The sequence below is a fragment of the Streptomyces sp. NPDC015661 genome (assembly GCF_043077765.1).
In the GTDB taxonomy this organism is placed as follows: Bacteria; Actinomycetota; Actinomycetes; order Streptomycetales; family Streptomycetaceae; genus Streptomyces.
The window spans coordinates 624877-642473 of record NZ_JBIBST010000001.1 but is presented as its reverse complement, the minus strand read 5'-3'; the positions used below and the strand labels follow the sequence as shown (position 1 = coordinate 642473).

General features: G+C 72.5%; 19 protein-coding genes and 1 tRNA gene. 14 read left to right on the top strand and 6 right to left on the bottom strand.

Going from position 1 to position 17597, the window contains the following annotated elements; genetic code table 11:
• Positions 1-106: 106 nt before the first annotated feature.
• Positions 107-1318: a sensor histidine kinase gene (locus ACF07V_RS03120; RefSeq protein WP_392151110.1), complete on the bottom strand. Its 1212-nt coding sequence runs from the start codon at positions 1316-1318 to the stop codon at positions 107-109.
• Positions 1319-1477: 159 nt separating this feature from the next.
• Between ACF07V_RS03120 and ACF07V_RS03115 the strand changes: the two genes are divergently transcribed.
• The 13 genes from ACF07V_RS03115 (at position 1478) to ACF07V_RS03055 (ending at position 13596) form a co-directional block, all read left to right on the top strand.
• Positions 1478-1906, top strand: a complete 429-nt coding sequence (locus ACF07V_RS03115) for an NADH-quinone oxidoreductase subunit A (protein ID WP_327163673.1) — start codon at positions 1478-1480, stop codon at positions 1904-1906.
• Positions 1897-2460, top strand: a complete 564-nt coding sequence (locus tag ACF07V_RS03110) for an NADH-quinone oxidoreductase subunit B (protein ID WP_190157505.1) — start codon at positions 1897-1899, stop codon at positions 2458-2460. The genes ACF07V_RS03115 and ACF07V_RS03110 overlap by 10 nt, the downstream gene beginning before the upstream one ends.
• Positions 2457-4073, top strand: a complete 1617-nt coding sequence (locus ACF07V_RS03105; protein ID WP_392151109.1) for an NADH-quinone oxidoreductase subunit C — start codon at positions 2457-2459, stop codon at positions 4071-4073. Before ACF07V_RS03110 ends, ACF07V_RS03105 begins: the two co-directional genes overlap by 4 nt.
• Positions 4070-5038 carry an NADH-quinone oxidoreductase subunit H gene (locus tag ACF07V_RS03100; protein WP_392151108.1) on the top strand — a complete coding sequence of 323 codons (969 nt, stop codon included), beginning with the start codon at positions 4070-4072 and terminating at the stop codon, positions 5036-5038. Before ACF07V_RS03105 ends, ACF07V_RS03100 begins: the two co-directional genes overlap by 4 nt.
• Positions 5039-5184: 146 nt before the next feature.
• The gene (locus ACF07V_RS03095; protein WP_392151107.1) at positions 5185-5706 is read left to right on the top strand and encodes a 4Fe-4S binding protein; all 522 of its coding nucleotides are present in this window, start codon (positions 5185-5187) and stop codon (positions 5704-5706) included.
• The gene (locus ACF07V_RS03090) at positions 5703-6254 is read left to right on the top strand and encodes an NADH-quinone oxidoreductase subunit J (protein ID WP_392151106.1); all 552 of its coding nucleotides are present in this window, start codon (positions 5703-5705) and stop codon (positions 6252-6254) included. Before ACF07V_RS03095 ends, ACF07V_RS03090 begins: the two co-directional genes overlap by 4 nt.
• Entirely contained in the window at positions 6254-6595 is a 342-nt protein-coding gene (gene nuoK, locus ACF07V_RS03085; RefSeq protein WP_392151105.1) for an NADH-quinone oxidoreductase subunit NuoK, read from the top strand. The genes ACF07V_RS03090 and nuoK overlap by 1 nt, the downstream gene beginning before the upstream one ends.
• Positions 6592-8571, top strand: a complete 1980-nt coding sequence (locus ACF07V_RS03080; RefSeq protein ID WP_392151104.1) for an NADH-quinone oxidoreductase subunit L — start codon at positions 6592-6594, stop codon at positions 8569-8571. Before nuoK ends, ACF07V_RS03080 begins: the two co-directional genes overlap by 4 nt.
• Positions 8572-8598: 27 nt before the next feature.
• Entirely contained in the window at positions 8599-10152 is a 1554-nt protein-coding gene (locus ACF07V_RS03075) for a NuoM family protein (RefSeq protein WP_392151368.1), read from the top strand.
• On the top strand, positions 10149-11699 hold the full coding sequence (locus ACF07V_RS03070; protein ID WP_392151103.1) for an NADH-quinone oxidoreductase subunit N: 1551 nt from the start codon (positions 10149-10151) through the stop codon (positions 11697-11699). Before ACF07V_RS03075 ends, ACF07V_RS03070 begins: the two co-directional genes overlap by 4 nt.
• Positions 11700-11733: 34 nt before the next feature.
• On the top strand, positions 11734-12192 hold the full coding sequence (gene mscL, locus ACF07V_RS03065; RefSeq protein ID WP_392151102.1) for a large conductance mechanosensitive channel protein MscL: 459 nt from the start codon (positions 11734-11736) through the stop codon (positions 12190-12192).
• A gap of 145 nt (positions 12193-12337) precedes the next feature.
• Entirely contained in the window at positions 12338-13201 is an 864-nt protein-coding gene (gene htpX, locus ACF07V_RS03060) for a zinc metalloprotease HtpX (RefSeq protein WP_392151101.1), read from the top strand.
• Positions 13198-13596, top strand: coding sequence for a YccF domain-containing protein (locus ACF07V_RS03055; RefSeq protein WP_392151100.1), 399 nt, complete (start codon positions 13198-13200; stop codon positions 13594-13596). Before htpX ends, ACF07V_RS03055 begins: the two co-directional genes overlap by 4 nt.
• Before the next feature lie 16 nt (positions 13597-13612).
• On the opposite strand, the gene ACF07V_RS03050 is transcribed toward ACF07V_RS03055, so the two are convergent.
• From ACF07V_RS03050 to ACF07V_RS03035, 4 genes are all read right to left on the bottom strand, one after another.
• Positions 13613-14851: an APC family permease gene (locus ACF07V_RS03050; RefSeq protein ID WP_392151099.1), complete on the bottom strand. Its 1239-nt coding sequence runs from the start codon at positions 14849-14851 to the stop codon at positions 13613-13615.
• Positions 14852-14861: 10 nt separating this feature from the next.
• The gene (locus tag ACF07V_RS03045; RefSeq protein WP_392151098.1) at positions 14862-15491 is read right to left on the bottom strand and encodes an alpha-ketoglutarate-dependent dioxygenase AlkB family protein; all 630 of its coding nucleotides are present in this window, start codon (positions 15489-15491) and stop codon (positions 14862-14864) included.
• Positions 15488-16009: a methylated-DNA--[protein]-cysteine S-methyltransferase gene (locus ACF07V_RS03040; RefSeq protein ID WP_392151097.1), complete on the bottom strand. Its 522-nt coding sequence runs from the start codon at positions 16007-16009 to the stop codon at positions 15488-15490. The genes ACF07V_RS03045 and ACF07V_RS03040 overlap by 4 nt, the downstream gene beginning before the upstream one ends.
• Positions 16010-16116: 107 nt before the next feature.
• Positions 16117-16608 carry a YajQ family cyclic di-GMP-binding protein gene (locus tag ACF07V_RS03035; protein WP_030687924.1) on the bottom strand — a complete coding sequence of 164 codons (492 nt, stop codon included), beginning with the start codon at positions 16606-16608 and terminating at the stop codon, positions 16117-16119.
• Between the two features lie 183 nt (positions 16609-16791).
• Here ACF07V_RS03035 and ACF07V_RS03030 point away from each other — a divergent pair.
• Positions 16792-16873 (top strand) — tRNA-Tyr (locus ACF07V_RS03030).
• Positions 16874-16938: 65 nt separating this feature from the next.
• On the opposite strand, the gene ACF07V_RS03025 is transcribed toward ACF07V_RS03030, so the two are convergent.
• Positions 16939-17595, bottom strand: coding sequence for an NAD(P)H-binding protein (locus tag ACF07V_RS03025; protein WP_392151096.1), 657 nt, complete (start codon positions 17593-17595; stop codon positions 16939-16941).
• Between the last annotated feature and the right edge of the window lie 2 nt (positions 17596-17597).

Sequence of the window (17597 nt, the reverse complement as noted above, 5' to 3'; positions counted from 1 at the left end):
CCTTCTCTGCTGGAAGCGGTCGGGGCGGGCGGTACGTGTTCCAGGGTTCCGTCCCGAGCCCCGCCGGACCATGAGGCGAGTGGGCGTCCGGAGGCGGGGGTTTTCCCTACCTGCGGGAGGTGGCCGCCGGCCGCGACCGCCACGGCAGCTCCGCCGTGACCGTCGTCGGACCGCCCTCGGGGGAGTCCAGGACCAGCAGCCCGTCGACCGCGCCGAGCCGCTCCGCGAGCCCCGCAAGACCCGTACCGCCGTCGAAGCGCGCCCCGCCGGCCCCGTCGTCCCGCACCTGGAGCATCAGCCGCTCGCCGGCCCGCCAGACCTCCACGGACGCGGACCGGGCGCGCGCGTGCTTGGAGACGTTCTGGAGGAGTTCCGAGACCGTGAAGTAGGCGATGCCCTCGATCGCCTCCGCCGGCCGCTCCGCCAGGTCCACGTTCACCGCCACCGTCACCGTGCAGCGCGCGGACACGGCGGAGAGCGCCGCGCTCAGGCCCCGGTCGGTGAGGACGGCCGGGTGGATGCCCCGGGCGAGGTCCCGCAGCTCCTGGAGGGCGAGCTTCACCTCGCCGTGCGCCTCGTCGACCATCGCCGCGGCGGCCTCCGGGTCCTCGAGCAGCTTCTCCTTGGCGAGGCCGAGCCCCATCGCGAGGGCCACGAGCCGGGCCTGGGCGCCGTCGTGCAGGTCGCGTTCGATGCGCCGCAGGTCGGCGGCGGCGGTGTCGACGACCACGCCCCGGTCCGACTCCAGCTCGGCGATCCGCCGCTCCAGCTCGTCGGAGGGCGAGAGCAGCCCCCGGACCATGCCCCGGTCGCCGTTGGTGAGGCCGCGGGCCAGGAACGGCAGGACGGGCCAGAGGACGAGGAGCGAGACCAGGCCGACGGTGAACGTCACGATGCCCCAGGGCAGCCGGATCAGCCCGTACAGCTGGGTCCGCCAGGCCACCGGGTCCTTCAGCGAGCCCCACAGCCAGCCGAAGAAACCGCGGTGCCGGGGCAGCGGGGAGGGCTCCACGATCTTCACCCCCAGCAGCCCGCGGGCCCGCGCCCGCTCCGACCGGCCGATCAGACGGGCGCCGCCGAGGCCGAGGGCGAGCAGCGGCAGCCCGATCACCGTGACCGAGAGGCCCACGCCGAGGGCGACGCTGACGATCGCGTAGACGAAACCGGCCAGCGAGGTGAAGAGGTTGGAGAGGAGGAAGGCGACCTCCTTCCAGGTCTCCTTCCCATAGGCGAACCGCAGCGGCGGGCGCGGCCTTTCGGCGGAGTCGGCGGAGCCGGACGGCTCGGTGGACTCGACGGGATCAAGATCGGCGGTCATGCTCCCCAGACTGCCGGTCGGGGAGGGCGCGGCGCCATGGGGGAGGTCGGTGAGCGGGAGGGGGGCTATCCCCACTTGCCGGAGCGCTCACGAAGGCACCCGCGACTGCTTACGGTCCCTTTAGCAGGGCCTAGACTCGCGTGCGTACAGAAGTGACTCATGAGACACCGAGACCGAGGGGCGGACGTGCGGGAACCGACCGTTGTCGCGGCCGACGCGGCGGACTACTTCCAGACGTACTCCGTCGTCGGCCTGCTCGCCGTCGTCGGCGTGCTGTTCGTCGCCGTGGCGTTCGGCGCCGGGCGGCTGCTCAGGCCCGTCGTGCCGACGCCCGAGAAGCTCCTCACCTACGAGTGCGGTGTCGACCCCGTCGGGGAGGGCTGGGCCCACACCCAGGTCCGCTACTACGTGTACGCCTTCCTCTACGTCATCTTCGCCGTCGACTCGATCTTCCTCTTCCCCTGGGCGACGGTCTTCGCCGCGCCCGGCTACGGCGCCACGACCCTGGTCGAGATGTTCGTCTTCCTCGGCTTCCTGGCCGTGGGGCTGCTCTACGCGTACAAGAAGGGCGTCCTGGCATGGACGTAACACCCCTGCCCGCTCCGAAGCTGGGGCCGCTCGCCCGCCTGGCCCCCGAGCCGATGAAGGTGGTCCTGAACTGGGGCCGCCGCTACAGCCTGTGGGTCTTCAACTTCGGCCTCGCCTGCTGCGCGATCGAGTTCATCGCCGCGTCGATGGCCCGGCACGACTTCATCCGGCTCGGCGTGATCCCCTTCGCGCCGGGACCGCGCCAGGCCGACCTGATGATCGTCTCGGGCACGGTGACGGACAAGATGGCGCCGGCCGTGAAGCGTCTGTACGAGCAGATGCCCGAGCCGAAGTACGTCATCTCCTTCGGCGCCTGCTCGAACTGCGGCGGCCCGTACTGGGACTCGTACTCGGTCACCAAGGGCGTCGACCAGATCATCCCGGTCGACGTCTACGTCCCCGGCTGCCCGCCGCGCCCGGAGGCGCTGCTCCAGGGCATCCTCAAGCTCCAGGAGAAGATCGCCCGGGAGAGCCTGGCGGAGCGGTACGCGACCGCCGCCACGGTCTCCCAGCTGACGAGCCCCCTGGTCGAGCGGCCCGGAGGCACCGCATGACCGGCTACGACTCCCTCCCCGAGTCCGTGACGGAGATCTTCGGCGAGGAGGCGACGGCGGAACAGGCGTACGACCTCCTGACCGTCGACGTGCCGCCGGCGGCCTGGATCACGGCGCTCGAGACCGCCCGCGACGTCCTCGGCTGCACCTACTTCGACTGGCTGAGCGCGGTGGACGAGCCCGGTGCGGGCTTCCGCGTCTGCGCGCACGTGGTGGCGCTGGGGGAGGGCGCCCCGAAGCGCCTCCTGCTGCGCACGACGGTCCCGCACGAGGCCCCCGCCCTCCCGACGGCGATCGGGGTCTACGCGGGCGCGGGCTGGCACGAGCGCGAGACCCACGAGATGTTCGGCGTCGCCTTCGAGGGCCACCCGCACCTCGTCCCCCTCCTGCTCCCCGAGAACTTCGAGGGCCATCCGCTGCGCAAGGACTTCGTCCTCGCGGCCCGGGTCGCCAAGGCGTGGCCGGGCGCGAAGGAACCGGGCGAGTCGCACGACGGCGGCGGCCCGAAGCGTCGCCAGATGCTCCCGCCCGGCGTCCCCGACCCCAACGAATGGGGCCCCCTGAAGGGCCAGCTCCCCCCGGCACCCACCCGCCCCGCCCGCGCGGCAGCGGGCGACCGCCCGGCCCGCGCCGCGGCCGGCGAGCGCCCGGTCCGCCGCGCCCGCACGGCCACGGAGGGCTCCGCGAGCCAGGCGGCCCCGGAGGCGGGCGCCCCGGTGCGCCGCTCCCGCTCGGCGTCCGAGGGCTCGGCGAGCCAGGTGACTCCGGAGCCGGGAGCGACCACGGAGGACCCCAGCGCCACGGCCCGCCCGCCCCGCCGTACCCGCACGACCGCGGACGGCTCGGCGAGCCAGGCGGCCCCGGAGCCGGGTGCCCCGGTGCGCCGCTCCCGCTCGGCGGCCGACGGTTCCGCGAGCCAGACGGCCCCGGAGCCGGGCACGTCCGCGGAGACCCCGGCCGCCACGGCCCGCCCCCCGCGCCGTACCCGCTCGGCCGCCGACGGCTCGGCTAGCCAGGCGGCGCCGGAGGCACCGGCCGCGGCGGACGAGGCCCCGGACACGGCCGGCCCCGCCCCCCGTGCGGCGGGCGCCACTCCGCGTACCCGCAGCTCGGACGCCCCCTGGCACCACGCGCGCCCGGCCTTCGACGAGGAGCCGGCGACGCCGAAGCCCCCGACCGAGCCGTCCCCACCGGAGGCACCCGCCCCCGAGACCCCGGGCCCGGACGCCAAGACACCCGCCCCTGACGCAGCGGGTCCGGACGCCGGGGCACCCGCCCCCGAGACCCCGGGCCCGGACGCCAAGACACCCGCCCCTGACGCAGCGGGTCCGGACGCCGGGGCACCCGCCCCCGACGCCCCGGGCCCGGACGCATCGCCGGAGGCACCGGCCCCCGAGGCCCCCACCGCCCCCGCCCCGCCGGAGGCACCCGCCCCCGAGACCCCGGGCCCGGACGCATCGCCGGAGGCACCGGCCCCCGAGGCCCCCACCGCCCCCGCCCCGCCGGAGGCACCCGCCACCGAGACCGACGTGGTCCGCCCCGATCAGCAGGGCGAGTCCACCCCCGAGCCCACCGACAAGCCCACCGACCCCGCCGGAGGCGATCCCGCGTGAACGACGCACTCGACGTCGCCCTCAGGCTGCTCATCGTCTTCGGGGTCTTCCTCGTGCTGCCGCTCGTCGTCGGGCAGACCGAGCACAAGGTCATGGCCCACATGCAGGGCCGCCTCGGCCCCATGTACGCCGGTGGCTTCCACGGCTGGGCCCAGCTCGTCGCCGACGGCGTGAAGTTCGCGCAGAAGGAGGACGTGGTCCCGAAGGAGGCGGACCGGAGGATCTTCCAGCTCGCGCCGGCCGTCGCCCTCCTCCCGTACCTCCTCGTGCTCGTCGCCATCCCGATCGGCCCGAGCGAAGGGGCCGTCGGGCAGCTCGTCGACGCCGGCATCTTCTTCGTGCTCGCCGTGATGGGCGTCGGCGTCCTCGGCAGCCTCATGGCCGGCTGGGCCTCGGCGAACAAGTTCTCGCTGCTCGGCGCGCTGCGTACGGCCGCCCAGCTCCTCGCGTACGAGCTCCCGATGCTGCTCGCCGCCGCCTCCGTCGCGATGGCCGCCGGCACCGTCTCCCTCCCCGGCATCCTGAACGCCTTCGAGTGGTGGTGGCTGCCCTGGCAGATCATCGGCGCGCTCGTGTTCTTCGTCGCCGGCCTCGCCGAGCTCCAGCGGCCCCCGTTCGACATGCCGGTCGCCGACTCGGAGATCATCTTCGGCGCGTACACCGAGTACACCGGTCTCCGCTTCGCGCTCTTCCTGCTCGCCGAGTACGCGGGCATCGTCGTCCTCTGCGGTCTCACCACCGTCCTCTTCCTCGGCGGCTGGCACGGCCCCTTCGGCGCCGACGGCCTCGGCTGGGTCTGGACGCTCCTCAAGACGGCCGTCCTCGCGTTCGTCGTCATCTGGCTGCGGGTGAGCTACCCGCGCCTGCGTGAGGACCAGCTCCAGAAGCTCGCCTGGACGACGCTCGTCCCGCTCGCGCTCGCGCAGATCGCGCTCACCGGCATCGTGAAGGTGGCGATCCAGTAATGCCCACCGCGTCTCCCGACCGTCCCCAAGCTCTCGGCTCCGCTCCAGCAGGGGAGACCCCATCCCCCTCCTCGACGTCCTCCGGGCGGCCCCGTTCCTTCCCCGGCTCCGGCCTCGCCAACGGCCTCGCCGTCACCCTCCGCACGATGACCCGCAAGACGGTCACCGCGCAGTACCCCGACGTGCAGCCCGAGCTGCCGCCCCGCACCCGCGGGGTCATCGGCCTGTTCGAGGAGAACTGCACGGTCTGCATGCTCTGCGCCCGTGAGTGCCCCGACTGGTGCATCTACATCGACTCCCACAAGGAGACGGTGCCGCCCGCCGCCCCCGGCGGCCGCGAGCGCAGCCGGAACGTCCTCGACCGCTTCGCCATCGACTTCTCGCTCTGCATGTACTGCGGTATCTGCATCGAGGTCTGCCCCTTCGACGCGCTGTTCTGGTCGCCCGAGTTCGAGTACGCGGAGACCGACATCCACGAGCTCACCCACGAGCGCGACAAGCTCCGCGAGTGGATGTGGACGGTCCCCGAGCCGCCCGCGCTCGACCCGCACGCGGAGGAGCCGAAGGAGATCGCCGCGGCCCGCAAGGCGGCGGAGAAGGCCGCGGCCCAGGCCGCCGCCGAGGCCGAGGCCGCCGCCCAGGCCGAGGCCCAGGAGGACCAGCAGTGAATCTCGCAGCGCAGGCCGCGCACGGCTTCCTCTCGCCCACCGGCGTCGAGATCGCCTTCGTCCTCGTCGGCCTCGTCACCCTCGGCGCCGCCCTCGTCACCGTCACCACCCGCCAGCTGGTGCACGCCGCCCTCTGGCTGGTCGTGGCGCTCGGCGGGCTCGCCGTCGAGTACCTCCTCCTGACCGCCGAGTTCATCGCCTGGGTCCAGGTCCTGATCTACGTCGGTTCCGTCGTCGTCCTCCTCCTCTTCGGTCTCATGCTCACCAAAGCCCCCATCGGCCGCTCCCCGGACGCCGACTCCGGCAACCGGCCGGTCGCCCTCGCCGTCGCCCTGGCCGCCGCGGCCGCCCTCGTCTGGGTCGTCGTCGACGCGTTCCGCACGACCTGGATCGACCTGGACGGCCCCGCCCAGGGCTCCACGGGCGTGACCGGCGAGATCCTCTTCCAGCACTGGGTGCTGCCCTTCGAGGCGCTGTCCGTGCTGCTCCTCGCCGCCCTGGTCGGCGCGATCGTCCTCTCCCGGAAGAAGAAGGAGGACGAGAGCTGATGCACCTCGCCTACCCGGCCGTCCTCGCCGCCCTCCTCTTCGCCGTCGGTCTCTACGGTGTCCTCGCCCGCCGCAACGCGATCCTGGTCCTGATGTCCGTCGAGCTCATGCTCAACGCCGTCAACCTCAACCTGGTCGCCTTCGACGTCTGGCTCCGCGACACCCTCCACGCCGGCCAGGCCCTCACCCTCTTCACCATCGCCATCGCCGCCGCGGAGATCGGCATCGGTCTCGCCATCGTCCTGATGGTCCACCGCAACCGCGGCACCTCGGACGTCGACCGTCTGCGCGACACCAAGGAACAGCCGTCCGCCGAGGAGAAGGCCGAGGCCGCCGCGTGACCACGACCACCCTCGCCGTCCTCGTCCCCCTCCTCCCCTTCCTCGGCTCCGCCGCCGGACTCCTGCTCGGCCGCACCGCGCCCGGCTTCGTCCGCCCGCTGGCCGTGCTGCCGACGCTCGCCGCCGCGGTCCTCGCCGCCGTCGTCGCCGCCCGCCAGGGCGGGGGGAAGGCGATCAACGCCGCCACCGAGCTCACGCCGACGGGCTCCGTCCCCATCGACCTGAGCCTCCACATCGACGGCTTCGCGGCCCTCGTCGCCGTCCTCGTCGGCGTCGTCGCCACCTGTGTGCAGATCTACTCGACCGGCTACCTCCGCGAGGACCCCCGCTACCCCTCGTACGCCGCGCTCGTCTCCCTCTTCACCTCCGCGATGCTGGTCGTCGTCTACTCCGGCGACCTGATGGTGCTCCTGGTCGGCTGGGAGGTCATGGGCATCTGCTCGTACTTCCTGGTCGGCCACTACTGGGAGACCCCCGAGGCGCGGTCCGCCTCCCTCAAGGCCTTCCTCGTCACCAAGCTCGGTGACGTCCCCTTCCTCATCGGTCTCTTCGCGCTCGCCACCGACGCGGGCACGTTCCAGATCACCGGCGTCCTCGGCGCCGTCGCGAGCGGCGGCCTCGACCACCCCACCCTGATCGCGCTGCTGCTGCTCGCCGGCGTCGCCGGCAAGTCCGCGCAGTTCCCGCTCCACACCTGGCTCCCCGACGCCATGGCCGGCCCCACCCCCGTCTCCGCGCTCATCCACGCGGCGACGATGGTCGCCGCCGGCATCTACTTCGTCGCCCGGCTCCTCCCGGTCTTCGCCGCCTCCGCCGCCGCGATGACCGTGCTCGCCGTGATGGCCGCGATCACGATGGTCGGCTCGGCGCTCGCCGCGCTCGCCCAGGACGACATCAAGCGGGTCCTCGCCTACTCGACGATCGGACAGCTCGGCTACATGGCCGGCGCCCTCGCCGTCGGCGACCGCGGGGCCGCCATCTTCCACCTCCTCTCGCACGCCGCGTTCAAGGCGCTCCTCTTCCTCGCCGCCGGCGCCGTCATCCACGCCGCCGGTACGAACTCGCTCACCGCCATGTCCCGCATGAGCGGCCTCGCGAAGCGCATCCCCGACGCGTACTGGACGATGACCGTCGCCCTCCTCGCGCTCGCCGCGGTCCCGCCCTTCGCCGGCTTCTTCTCCAAGGAAGCCGTCCTGGTGGCCGCCGAGCACACCGCCCTCGGCGAGCGGCACGTCGCCCCCGCCGGGGCCGGCTGGATCGTCCTCGTCGCCGGACTGATCACGGCCCTGCTGACCGCCGCGTACGCGCTCCGCCTCTGGCTGCGGACCTTCCGCGGCCGCGGCCCCGAGGCGCCCGACCACGGCCGTCAGCCGATCGCCATGACGAGCGTCCTGTGGGTCCTCGCGATCCCCACCCTCGGCTTCGGTCTGACCGCCGGCTACCTCGACGACTGGTTCGACGGGAACCCCCTCACCCCGACCCTCACCACGGCCGTCCTCGGCACGGGCCTCGCCGCCGCCGGAGCCGTCATCACCTACGCGGTCTGGCGCACCCTCGCAGCCCGCACCCCGGCCGCGGCCCCCGTCCCGCACGTCGCCCACCCGGACGCCGAGGCGGGTCAGGTGGAGGCCGAGGCGCTGCACCTGCCGCACCCCGCCGAGGACCCGGCCGACCCCGGCCGCGCCCTCCTGGGGCCGCTGCACGGACCGGCCGCCGACGGCTTCCACCTGGACGCCGTCTACCGGACCGCCTTCGTCCGCCCCGTACTCGCCGCCGCCTCCCTCGTCCGCTTCCTGGACCGCGAGGTCGTCGACACCTACGTACAGGCGGCGGGGAACAGTGCCAAGGGCCTCGGCTGGCTCGTCCGCCGCGCCCAGACCGGCAACGTCCAGACCTATCTGAGCGCCCTGCTCGCCGGCTCCGTCGTCCTGGCGATCGTCGCCGTCGCCCTCGCCAACGTCGTCGCCGGAGCGTGAGCCGTGATCGATATCAGCGAATCCGTGATGCAGTTCCTTCTGGCGTTGATCGTCGCCGGCCCGCTCGTCGGCGCCGCCGCCGCTCTCCTCCCGGCCCCGCCCGGACTGAAGGGGAAGTCACCCGACCAGGCCGTGCTCCGCCACGGCGTCACCGTCACCGGCGTCATCCTGCTCGCCGCGATCGTCCTCGCCCTCGGCTTCGACCACGACCAGCCGTCGACGATGCAGGCCACGACGGACATCAGCTGGATCAGCGCACTCGACGTGCGCATCCACCTCGGTGTCGACGGCATCTCCCTCCCCCTCCTCGTCCTGACCGCGCTGCTGACCTTCCTCTGCGCGCTGTACAGCTACTTCAAGATGCCCGCGGGCCCGTCCCCGAAGGCCTTCGTCGCGCTCCTCCTCGTCCTGGAGTCCGGCACCCTCGCCACCTTCGCCGTCCTCGACCTCGTCCTGTTCTTCCTGGCCTTCGAGATGGTCCTCATCCCGATGTACTTCCTCATCGCCCGCTGGGGCGGCGAGGGCAGGCAGGCCGCCGCCTGGAAGTTCATCCTCTACACGCTGCTCGGCTCGGTCGTCATGCTGCTCGGCCTGCTCCTCATCGGCGTGAAGGCGGGCACGTTCGACATGGTGGCACTCGCCGCTGACAACGGCCGCGGACTGACCACGTCCGTGCAGGTCATCGCCGTTCTCGCGATCGGTCTCGGGCTCGCCGTGAAGACCCCGATGTGGCCGCTGCACAGCTGGCTCCCGGACGCCCACACCGCCGCCCCGACCGTCGGCTCCGTCCTCCTCGCCGGCGTCCTGCTGAAGATGGGCACGTACGGCTTCGTCCGGATCGTCCTGCCGATCACCCCCGACGGCATGCGGACCTTCGCCCCGTACCTCGCGGCCTTCGCCGTCGCCGGGATCATCTACGGATCGCTCGCCTGCCTCGCCCTCGCGAAGCCCGGCAACAAGGGCGACCTCAAGCGCCTCATCGCGTACTCCTCCGTCGGCCACATGGGCTTCGTCCTCCTCGGCATCGCCACCATGACCCCCACCGGAGTCAACGGCGCCCTCTTCGCCAACATCGCCCACGGCCTCATCACCGGCCTCCTCTTCTTCCTGGTCGGCGCGCTCAAGAACCGGTACGGCACCGCCGACCTCGACACCCTCGCCGGCGCCACCGGCGCCGCCCTCTACGGCCGCGCCCCCCGCCTCGGCGCCCTCCTCGCCTTCTCCGCCGTCGCCTCCCTCGGACTGCCCGGTCTCGCCGGCTTCTGGGGCGAGATGCTCGCCCTCTTCGGCGCCTTCGAGCCCGCCGAGGGCCTCAGCCGGCCCGCCTTCCTCACCTTCATGGCGATCGGCGCCTTCGGCACCCTCCTCACCGCCGCCTACCTCCTCGTCGTCGTCCGCCGCGTCTGCATGGGCGGCCCGCGACCAGCGGGGGAGACGGCGATCGCCGACGTCCAGGGGTACGAGTTCGCCGCCTGGACCCCGCTCGTCGCCCTCACCGTCCTCGCCGGACTCTGGCCCGCCGTCCTCCTCGGCCTCACCGACCCGGCCGTCCAGCAGCTCCTCGCCGGAGGCACCCGATGACCCCAGTGACGACGCTCGCCGGCGAGTCGCTCGTCCAGTCCGTCGACTGGCTCACGATCGCGCCCCCCACCCTCACGGCCGTGGTCGCCCTCGCCGTCCTCGTCGCCGACCTCTTCGTGCCGCAGGAGCGCAAGCAGCTCCTCGGCTGGACCGCGATCGGCGGCCTCCTCGCCTCCCTCGCGCTCCTCCTGCCGCTGCGGTCCGGCGACCGCGCCACCTTCTGCCTGACCGCCAAGGCCCAGGCCGAGGGCCACGCGCCCGCGTGCAGCTACACCGCGGACCACTTCACCCTGGTCATCCAGCTGCTGGTGCTCGCCGGCGCGCTGGTCACCGCGTTCCTCTCCCTGGACGAGACCCGCGAGAGGCTCCCGGCCGGCGAGTACTGGTTCCTGCTGCTGTCCTCGGCCGCCGGCGCCGCCCTGCTGCCCGCCTCCCGCGACCTCGCCACCCTCGTCGTCGCCCTCGAAGTGGCCTCGCTGCCCGCGTTCGCGCTCGTCGGCCTCAGGCACGGCGACCGCATGTCCGGCGAGGCCGCGCTCAAGTTCTTCCTCTCCTCCGTCACCGCGACCGCCGTCACCCTGCTCGGCGTCAGCTTCGTGTACGCGGCGACCGGCACCCTCCACCTCGCGGAGATCGCCCAGCGCCTCGACGACGTCCCCGGGCAGCTCCAGACGCTCGCCGAGGCCGGTGTCGCCCTCACCCTCGTCGGCTTCGCCTTCAAGACGGCCGCCGTGCCCTTCCACTTCTGGGTGCCCGACACCTACGTCGGCGCCCCGCTGCCCGTCGCCGCCTACCTCTCCGTCGTCGGCAAGGCCGTCGGCTTCACCGGCCTGATCCTGGTGACGGTCGTCGGCTTCCCGTCGTACGCGGACGTGTGGGGCCCGGCGCTCGCCGCCCTCGCCGCCCTCACCATGACCGTCGGCAACGTCGCGGCCCTCCGCCAGGTCTCCACGCGCGCGTGGAGCGCGGTCCGCCTCCTCGCCTGGTCCTCCGTCGCCCAGGCCGGCTACCTCCTGGTGCCGATCGCCGCCGCCGCGTACTCCAGCGACGACCAGATCGGCGCCACCGTCGCGTACGCCCTCATGTACGCCGTCGTGAACCTCGGCGCCTTCGCGATCGTCGCGCTCGTCGCACGGACGCACCCCGAGGCACGGATCTCCGACTTCCGCGGTCTGTACGCCACGAGCCCCGCGGCGGCCCTCGCGCTCGGGTTCTTCCTCCTGAATCTGGCCGGTTTGCCCCCGGGTATCATCGGCCTCTTCGCCAAGGTGACCGTCTTCTCGTCGGCCGTCGACGCGGGCCTCGGGTGGCTGGCCGTGATCATGGGTGTCAACGTCGTGATCGCGCTGTACTACTACCTGCGCTGGACGGCCCTGCTCTTCCGCGCGCCGGAGGGCGCGCCGGAGGGCGCGCCGGAGGGTGCTCCCGTCCCGCACAGGGCGCCCGCGCCGGTCACCCTGGCGATCGTGCTGACCGCCGTCGTCGGAGTCGTCCTGTCGGGCTACCCGCAGTTCGCCCTCCGCTTCGCGACGGGCAGCCTCTTCTGATCCCCCCACAGAGAGAACCGAGGAGCAACACCCCGTGCTGAACGGATTCAAGGACTTCATACTTCGCGGGAACGTCGTCTCGATGGCCATCGGTCTGGCCGTCGGCTCCGCGTTCACGGCCGTCGTCACCGGCTTCAGCAAGGCGTTCATCACCCCGCTCATCGGTCTGGCCACCGGCTCGGTCGGCGACTTCAGCGAGGCCAAGTTCACGATCGGCAAGACCGACTTCCCCTACGGTCTCGCGATCGCCGCCGCCATAGCGTTCGTCATCACCGCCGCCGTCCTCTACTTCCTCATCGTCGTCCCCATGACGAAGATCCAGGAGAAGTTCGCCAAGGAGGAGGCGAAGGACCCGAAGTCGGAGAAGCGCGACTGCCCCCGCTGCTTCACCGAGATCCCGGCCATCGCCTCCCGCTGCGCCCACTGCACCAGCGAGGTCGAGCCCACGGCCGCCTCCGCCGCCGGCCTGGAGAAGATCCCCGCGGCCCGCTAGAGACCGGCCGCTCACCCGTACGGCCCACACGGCACCCCGTGCGAGCTGGGGAACCCGAACCTCCCGCCTGGCGTTGACCAGTACGGGAGGGTCCACTGGAACGAGGAAATAGGGTTCCCCTGCCGCACCACTTGGAGGGCGTACCGTGCACCGCCGGCACAACGGGCTGAGGACCGCCGTCCTCCTCGGAGGGCTCTCGGCCCTCATCATCGTCATCGGCAGCTTCTTCGGGCGTACGGGGCTGATCGTCGCGTTCCTCGTGGCGCTCGGCACCAACGCGTACGCGTACTGGAACAGCGACAAGCTGGCGCTGCGGGCCATGCGGGCCCGCCCGGTGAGCGAGTTCGAGGCCCCCGCGCTCTACCGGATGGTGCGCGAGCTCTCCACGCAGGCGCGGCAGCCCATGCCCCGGCTCTACATCTCGCCGACGCAGGCGCCCAACGCCTTCGCGACCGGCCGCAACCCGCGCAACGCCGCCGTCTGCTGCACCGAGGGCATCCTCGCGATCCTCGACGAGCGCGAGCTGCGCGGGGTCATCGGCCATGAGCTGAGCCACGTCTACAACCGGGACATCCTCATCTCCTCGGTCGCCGGAGCGCTCGCCTCCGTGATCATGTTCCTGGTCAACTTCGCCTGGCTGATCCCGGTCGGCCGCTCCAACGACGACGACGGCCCCGGGATCCTCGGCTACCTGCTGATCCTCATCCTCGGCCCGATCGCCGCCTCGGTGATCCAGCTCGCCATCTCCCGCTCCCGGGAGTACGAGGCCGACGCCTCGGGCGCCCAGCTCACCGGGGACCCGCTCGCCCTCGCCAGCGCCCTGCGGAAGCTGGAGGCCGGCACCAAGCAGCTGCCGCTGCCGCCCGAGCCGAGGATCGAGACCGCGAGCCACATGATGATCGCGAACCCCTTCCGGCCCGGGCAGGGCCTCTCCAAGATGTTCTCCACCCATCCGCCGATGGCCGAGCGGATCGCCCGGCTCGAACAGATGGCAGGTCGACGCCCGTGAAGACGATCCTCAACGTCATTTGGCTGATCCTGTGCGGATTCTGGATGTTCCTGGGCTACATGCTCGCGGGCATCCTGCTCTGCATCACGATCATCGGCATCCCCTTCGGACTCGCCGCGTTCCGCATCGGCGTCTACGCGCTCTGGCCCTTCGGCCACACGGTCGTCGACCGGCGTGACGCGGGAGCGGCGTCCTGCATCGGCAACGTGCTGTGGCTGATCCTCGCGGGCTGGTGGCTCGCGCTCGGCCACATCGCGACCGGGATCGCCCTCTGCATCACGATCATCGGGATCCCGCTGGGCATCGCGAACTTCAAGATGATCCCGGTGTCGCTGCTGCCCCTGGGCAAGGAGATCGTGCCGACGAACCAGGCGTACGGGTACGGGGTGCGCTGACGCGCCCCTGGCCGCCTCAGGTCCGGGGCGGTACCGCCCGGCCCCGGCTTATCGCCCAGGCGACCACGCCGGCCGCCATCACTCCCGAGCCCGCCAGGACCGAGCCGAGCGGGAGGGCGAAGGCCAGGGCCGCGCAGCCGGCGAGGCCGAGGGCGGCGAGCGGGCGGTTCCGGCCGCCGAGGGTCCAGGCGGAGGCGTTCGCGATGCCGTAGTAGACGAGCACGCCGAAGGACGAGAAGCCGATCGCGCCCCGCACGTCCACGGTCGCCGCCACCACGGCCACGACCGCGCCCACGGCGAGCTCCGCCCGGTGCGGCACCTGGAAGCGCGGGTGGACGGCCGCGAGGGCCGTCGGCAGGTACGCGTCCCGGGCCATCGCCAGGGTCGTACGGGACACGCCGAGGATCAGCGAGAGGAGCGAGCCGAGCGCCGCGACGGCCGCGCCCACCGCGACCAGCGGCACGAGCCAGTCGGCGTCCGCCGCGCGGGCCGCGTCGGCGAGCGGCGCGGGGGAGTCGGCGAGGGCCGCCGGGCCGAGGACGGTGAGCACGCTCACCGCGACGAGCGTGTAGACGGCGAGGGTGAGGCCGAGCGCGAGCGGTACCGCCCGGGGGATGGTGCGGGCCGGATCGCGGACCTCCTCGCCGAGCGTGGCGATCCGCGCGTACCCCGCGAATGCGAAGAAGAGCAAACCCGCGGCCTGGAGCACACCGCCCGTGGTGAGCTCCGTGCCGACCGTCGGGACACCGCCGCCCCCCGCCCCGAAGGAGACCGCGACGACGCACGCCAGCACCGCGAGGACCACCGCCACGATCACCCGTGTGAGCAGCGCCGACTTCTGAACTCCCCCGTAGTTGACGGCCGTCAGGGCCACCACGGCGGCGACCGCCACCGCGTGTGCCTGCTCCGGCCACACGTACGTTCCGACGGTCAGCGCCATGGCCGCGCAGGAGGCCGTCTTGCCGGCGACGAACGCCCAGCCGGCCAGGTAGCCCCAGAAGGAGCCGAGGCGTTCGCGACCGTACACGTAGGTGCCGCCGGAGGCCGGATAGAGGGCGGCGAGCCGCGCCGAGGCCATGGCGTTGCAGTACGCGACGACGGCGGCGAGCCCGAGCGCCCAGAGCAGCCCCGCCCCGGAACCGGCCGCGTCCGTGGCGGGCCCGAGCGCGACGAAGATCCCCGCCCCGATCATCGAGGCGAGGCCGATCACGACCGCGTCGAAGAGGCCCAGGGAGCGGCGGAGTTCCGGTGTCATGCTCCGCACATTAGACGCTGAGGCCGGTCTCCCTGAGCGTGATGTTCAGGCGCCCGGCCAGGCCGAGCGCGGGTTCGGCCGTCCCCGGGAAAACCTTGGGAACCCCGTGGTGAACCCACCGCGAAGCCCCGCCGAAGACGAAGAGGTCGCCGGAGACGAGGTCGACGTCCTGGTACGGCCGGCCGCGGTTCTCCTCGTTCCCGAAGCGGAACACGCACCGGTCCCCGAGGCTCAGCGACACCACCGGCGCACCGGAACGTTCCTCCCGGTCCTGGTGCATCCCCATCCGCGCCCCGGGCGCGTAGAAGTTCACCAGCGCGGTGTCGGGCGTGAAGCCCCCGTCGTCGCCGTACGCCTCGACGAGCGCCTCCCGGCCGAGCGCGACCAGCCAGTCCGGCAGTGCGATCCCGACCGTGTCGAGGTAGCGGTACGGCACCCACTGCCGGCCCAGGGCCAGCGAGCGCACCGACATCACGCCGCCGCCCGGCAGCACGGTCTGCCGGTACGGGAAGGGGCCGCGCCCCCACTCCCGGCAGGCGTCCACCAGCTCCCGCTGGCGCGCGAACGGGAGCCACGCGGGCACGTGCACCGCCCCGGGTGCCACCGTGAGCCGCTCGCGGGGAAAGAGCCCCTCGCTCACACGCGGGCCCCTTCGAGGGCCCCTTCGAGGGCCCCTTCGAGCCCGAGGAGCCGCTCTTTACGCTCAAGGCCGGCGGCGTACCCGCGCAGGTTCCCGTCGGCCCCGATCACCCGGTGGCAGGGCCGCACCACGAGCAGCGGATTGCGCCCGATCGCGGTGCCCACGGCCCGTACCCCGGCACCGGCCGAACCGACGCGCCGGGCGATCTCCCCGTACGAGACGGTCGTCCCGTACGGGATCTCCTCCAGGGCCCGCCAGACCCGCCGCTGGAACTCCGTCCCGGCGTCGCCCGCGAGCGGCAGCTCGAACCGGTCGCGGCGCCCGGCGAAGTACTCGCCCAGCTGCCGGGCGGCCTCGGCGAACGCCGCGGGCGCGCACGTCCAGCCGTCCTCGACCTCGACGGCGCCCTTCTGCCCCGGCAGGGACAGCGAGCGCAGCACGGCCCGGCCCCCTTCGGCGAGCTCTCCGACGAGGAGCATCTCGCCCAGGGGGCCGTCGACGTACGCGTACACGGTCATGGCTGGTTCCTCTCCCCGCACGGGTCTTTCCGAGACCCAGTGTGCGGGGACCGCCGAGCCCGGGGCCGGCGGTATTCGGACACGACCCTCACGACCTCACGACAGGGTCAGCGGTAGTTCACGAACTGGATCGCGAAGTCGAAGTCCTTGCCCTTGAGCAGCGCCTGCACGGCCTGCAGGTCGTCCCGGCTCTTCGAGCTGACCCGCAGCTCGTCGCCCTGGACCTGGGCCTTGACGCCCTTGGGGCCCTCGTCGCGGATGGCCTTCGCGACCTTCTTGGCGTTCTCCTGGGAGATGCCCTCCTGGACGGAGGCGAAGAGCTTGTACTCCTTGCCGGAGAGCTGCGGCTCGCCCTCGACGTCCAGCGACTTGAGCGAGATCCCGCGCTTGATCAGCTTGGACTGGAAGATGTCGAGGATCGCCATGACGCGCTCCTCGCCGTTCGCCTGCATCAGGATCTTCTCGCCCGACCAGGAGATCGAGGCGTTGGTTCCCTTGAAGTCGTAGCGCTGGGAGATCTCCTTCACGGCCTGGTTGAGGGCGTTGTCGACCTCCTGCCGCTCGACCTTGGACACGATGTCGAAACTGGAGTCGGCCATGACTCGTGGCTCCTTGCTCGGATGCTGTGGGGTACCCCCAAAGCCTAGGGGGTGAGCCGTGGCCCGAACCGCTGATCGGCCGTCGATCAATCCGGTGGCGAAGCACCCCCCGGGATCAGGTATTGTTTACGTCGTTGCCGGGGAACACCGCAGAAAAGCGGTGAACCAAGGCAGCGAACCCATGGCGATGTGCCCGAGTGGCCAATGGGAGCGGACTGTAAATCCGTCGGCTTAGCCTACCCAGGTTCGAATCCTGGCGTCGCCACGTGAAGAAGGTCCCCGGTGCTTGCACCGGGGACCTTCACTCGTTTCCGGGGGCGGTCGGTGGGATCAATTGCCGGCCACGTCCTTCACCGCGACCGAGAGCGGGACCGAGCCGGCGATCAGTTCCAGGGTGAGTCCCGCGGTCGCCGGGGTGTCGAGGAGTTCGGCGAGCACCGCGGCCACGTCGTCCCGGGGGACCGGACCACGGCCCGTACGGGCCTCCAGGCGGACCATGCCCGTGCCCGCGTCGTCCGTCAGGGAGCCGGGGCGCAGGATCGTCCACTCCAGGGCCGTACGGGCGCGGATGTCGTCGTCGGCCGCCCCCTTCGCGCGGAGGTAGGCGTCGAAGATCCCGTCACCCGGATGGGAGGCGTCCGCGCCCATCGACGAGACGACGACGTAGCGGCGCACGCCCGCGCGTTCCGCCGCGTCGGCGAAGAGCACCGCCGCCGCGCGGTCCACCGTGTCCTTGCGGGCCGAGCCGCTGCCGGGGCCCGCGCCCGCCGCGAAGACGGCCGCGTCGGCGCCCTGCAGCACCGCGGCGACCATCTCGACCGACGCCGACTCAAGGTCCAGGACGACGGGCTCGGCGCCCGCCTCCCGCAGGTCGTCGTCCTGTTCCGGGTTGCGGATGACCCCCGCGACCTCGTGCCCCGCCGCCGAGAGCAGCCTCTCCAGCCGCAGGGCGATCTGTCCGTGTCCTCCAGCGATGACGATGCGCATAC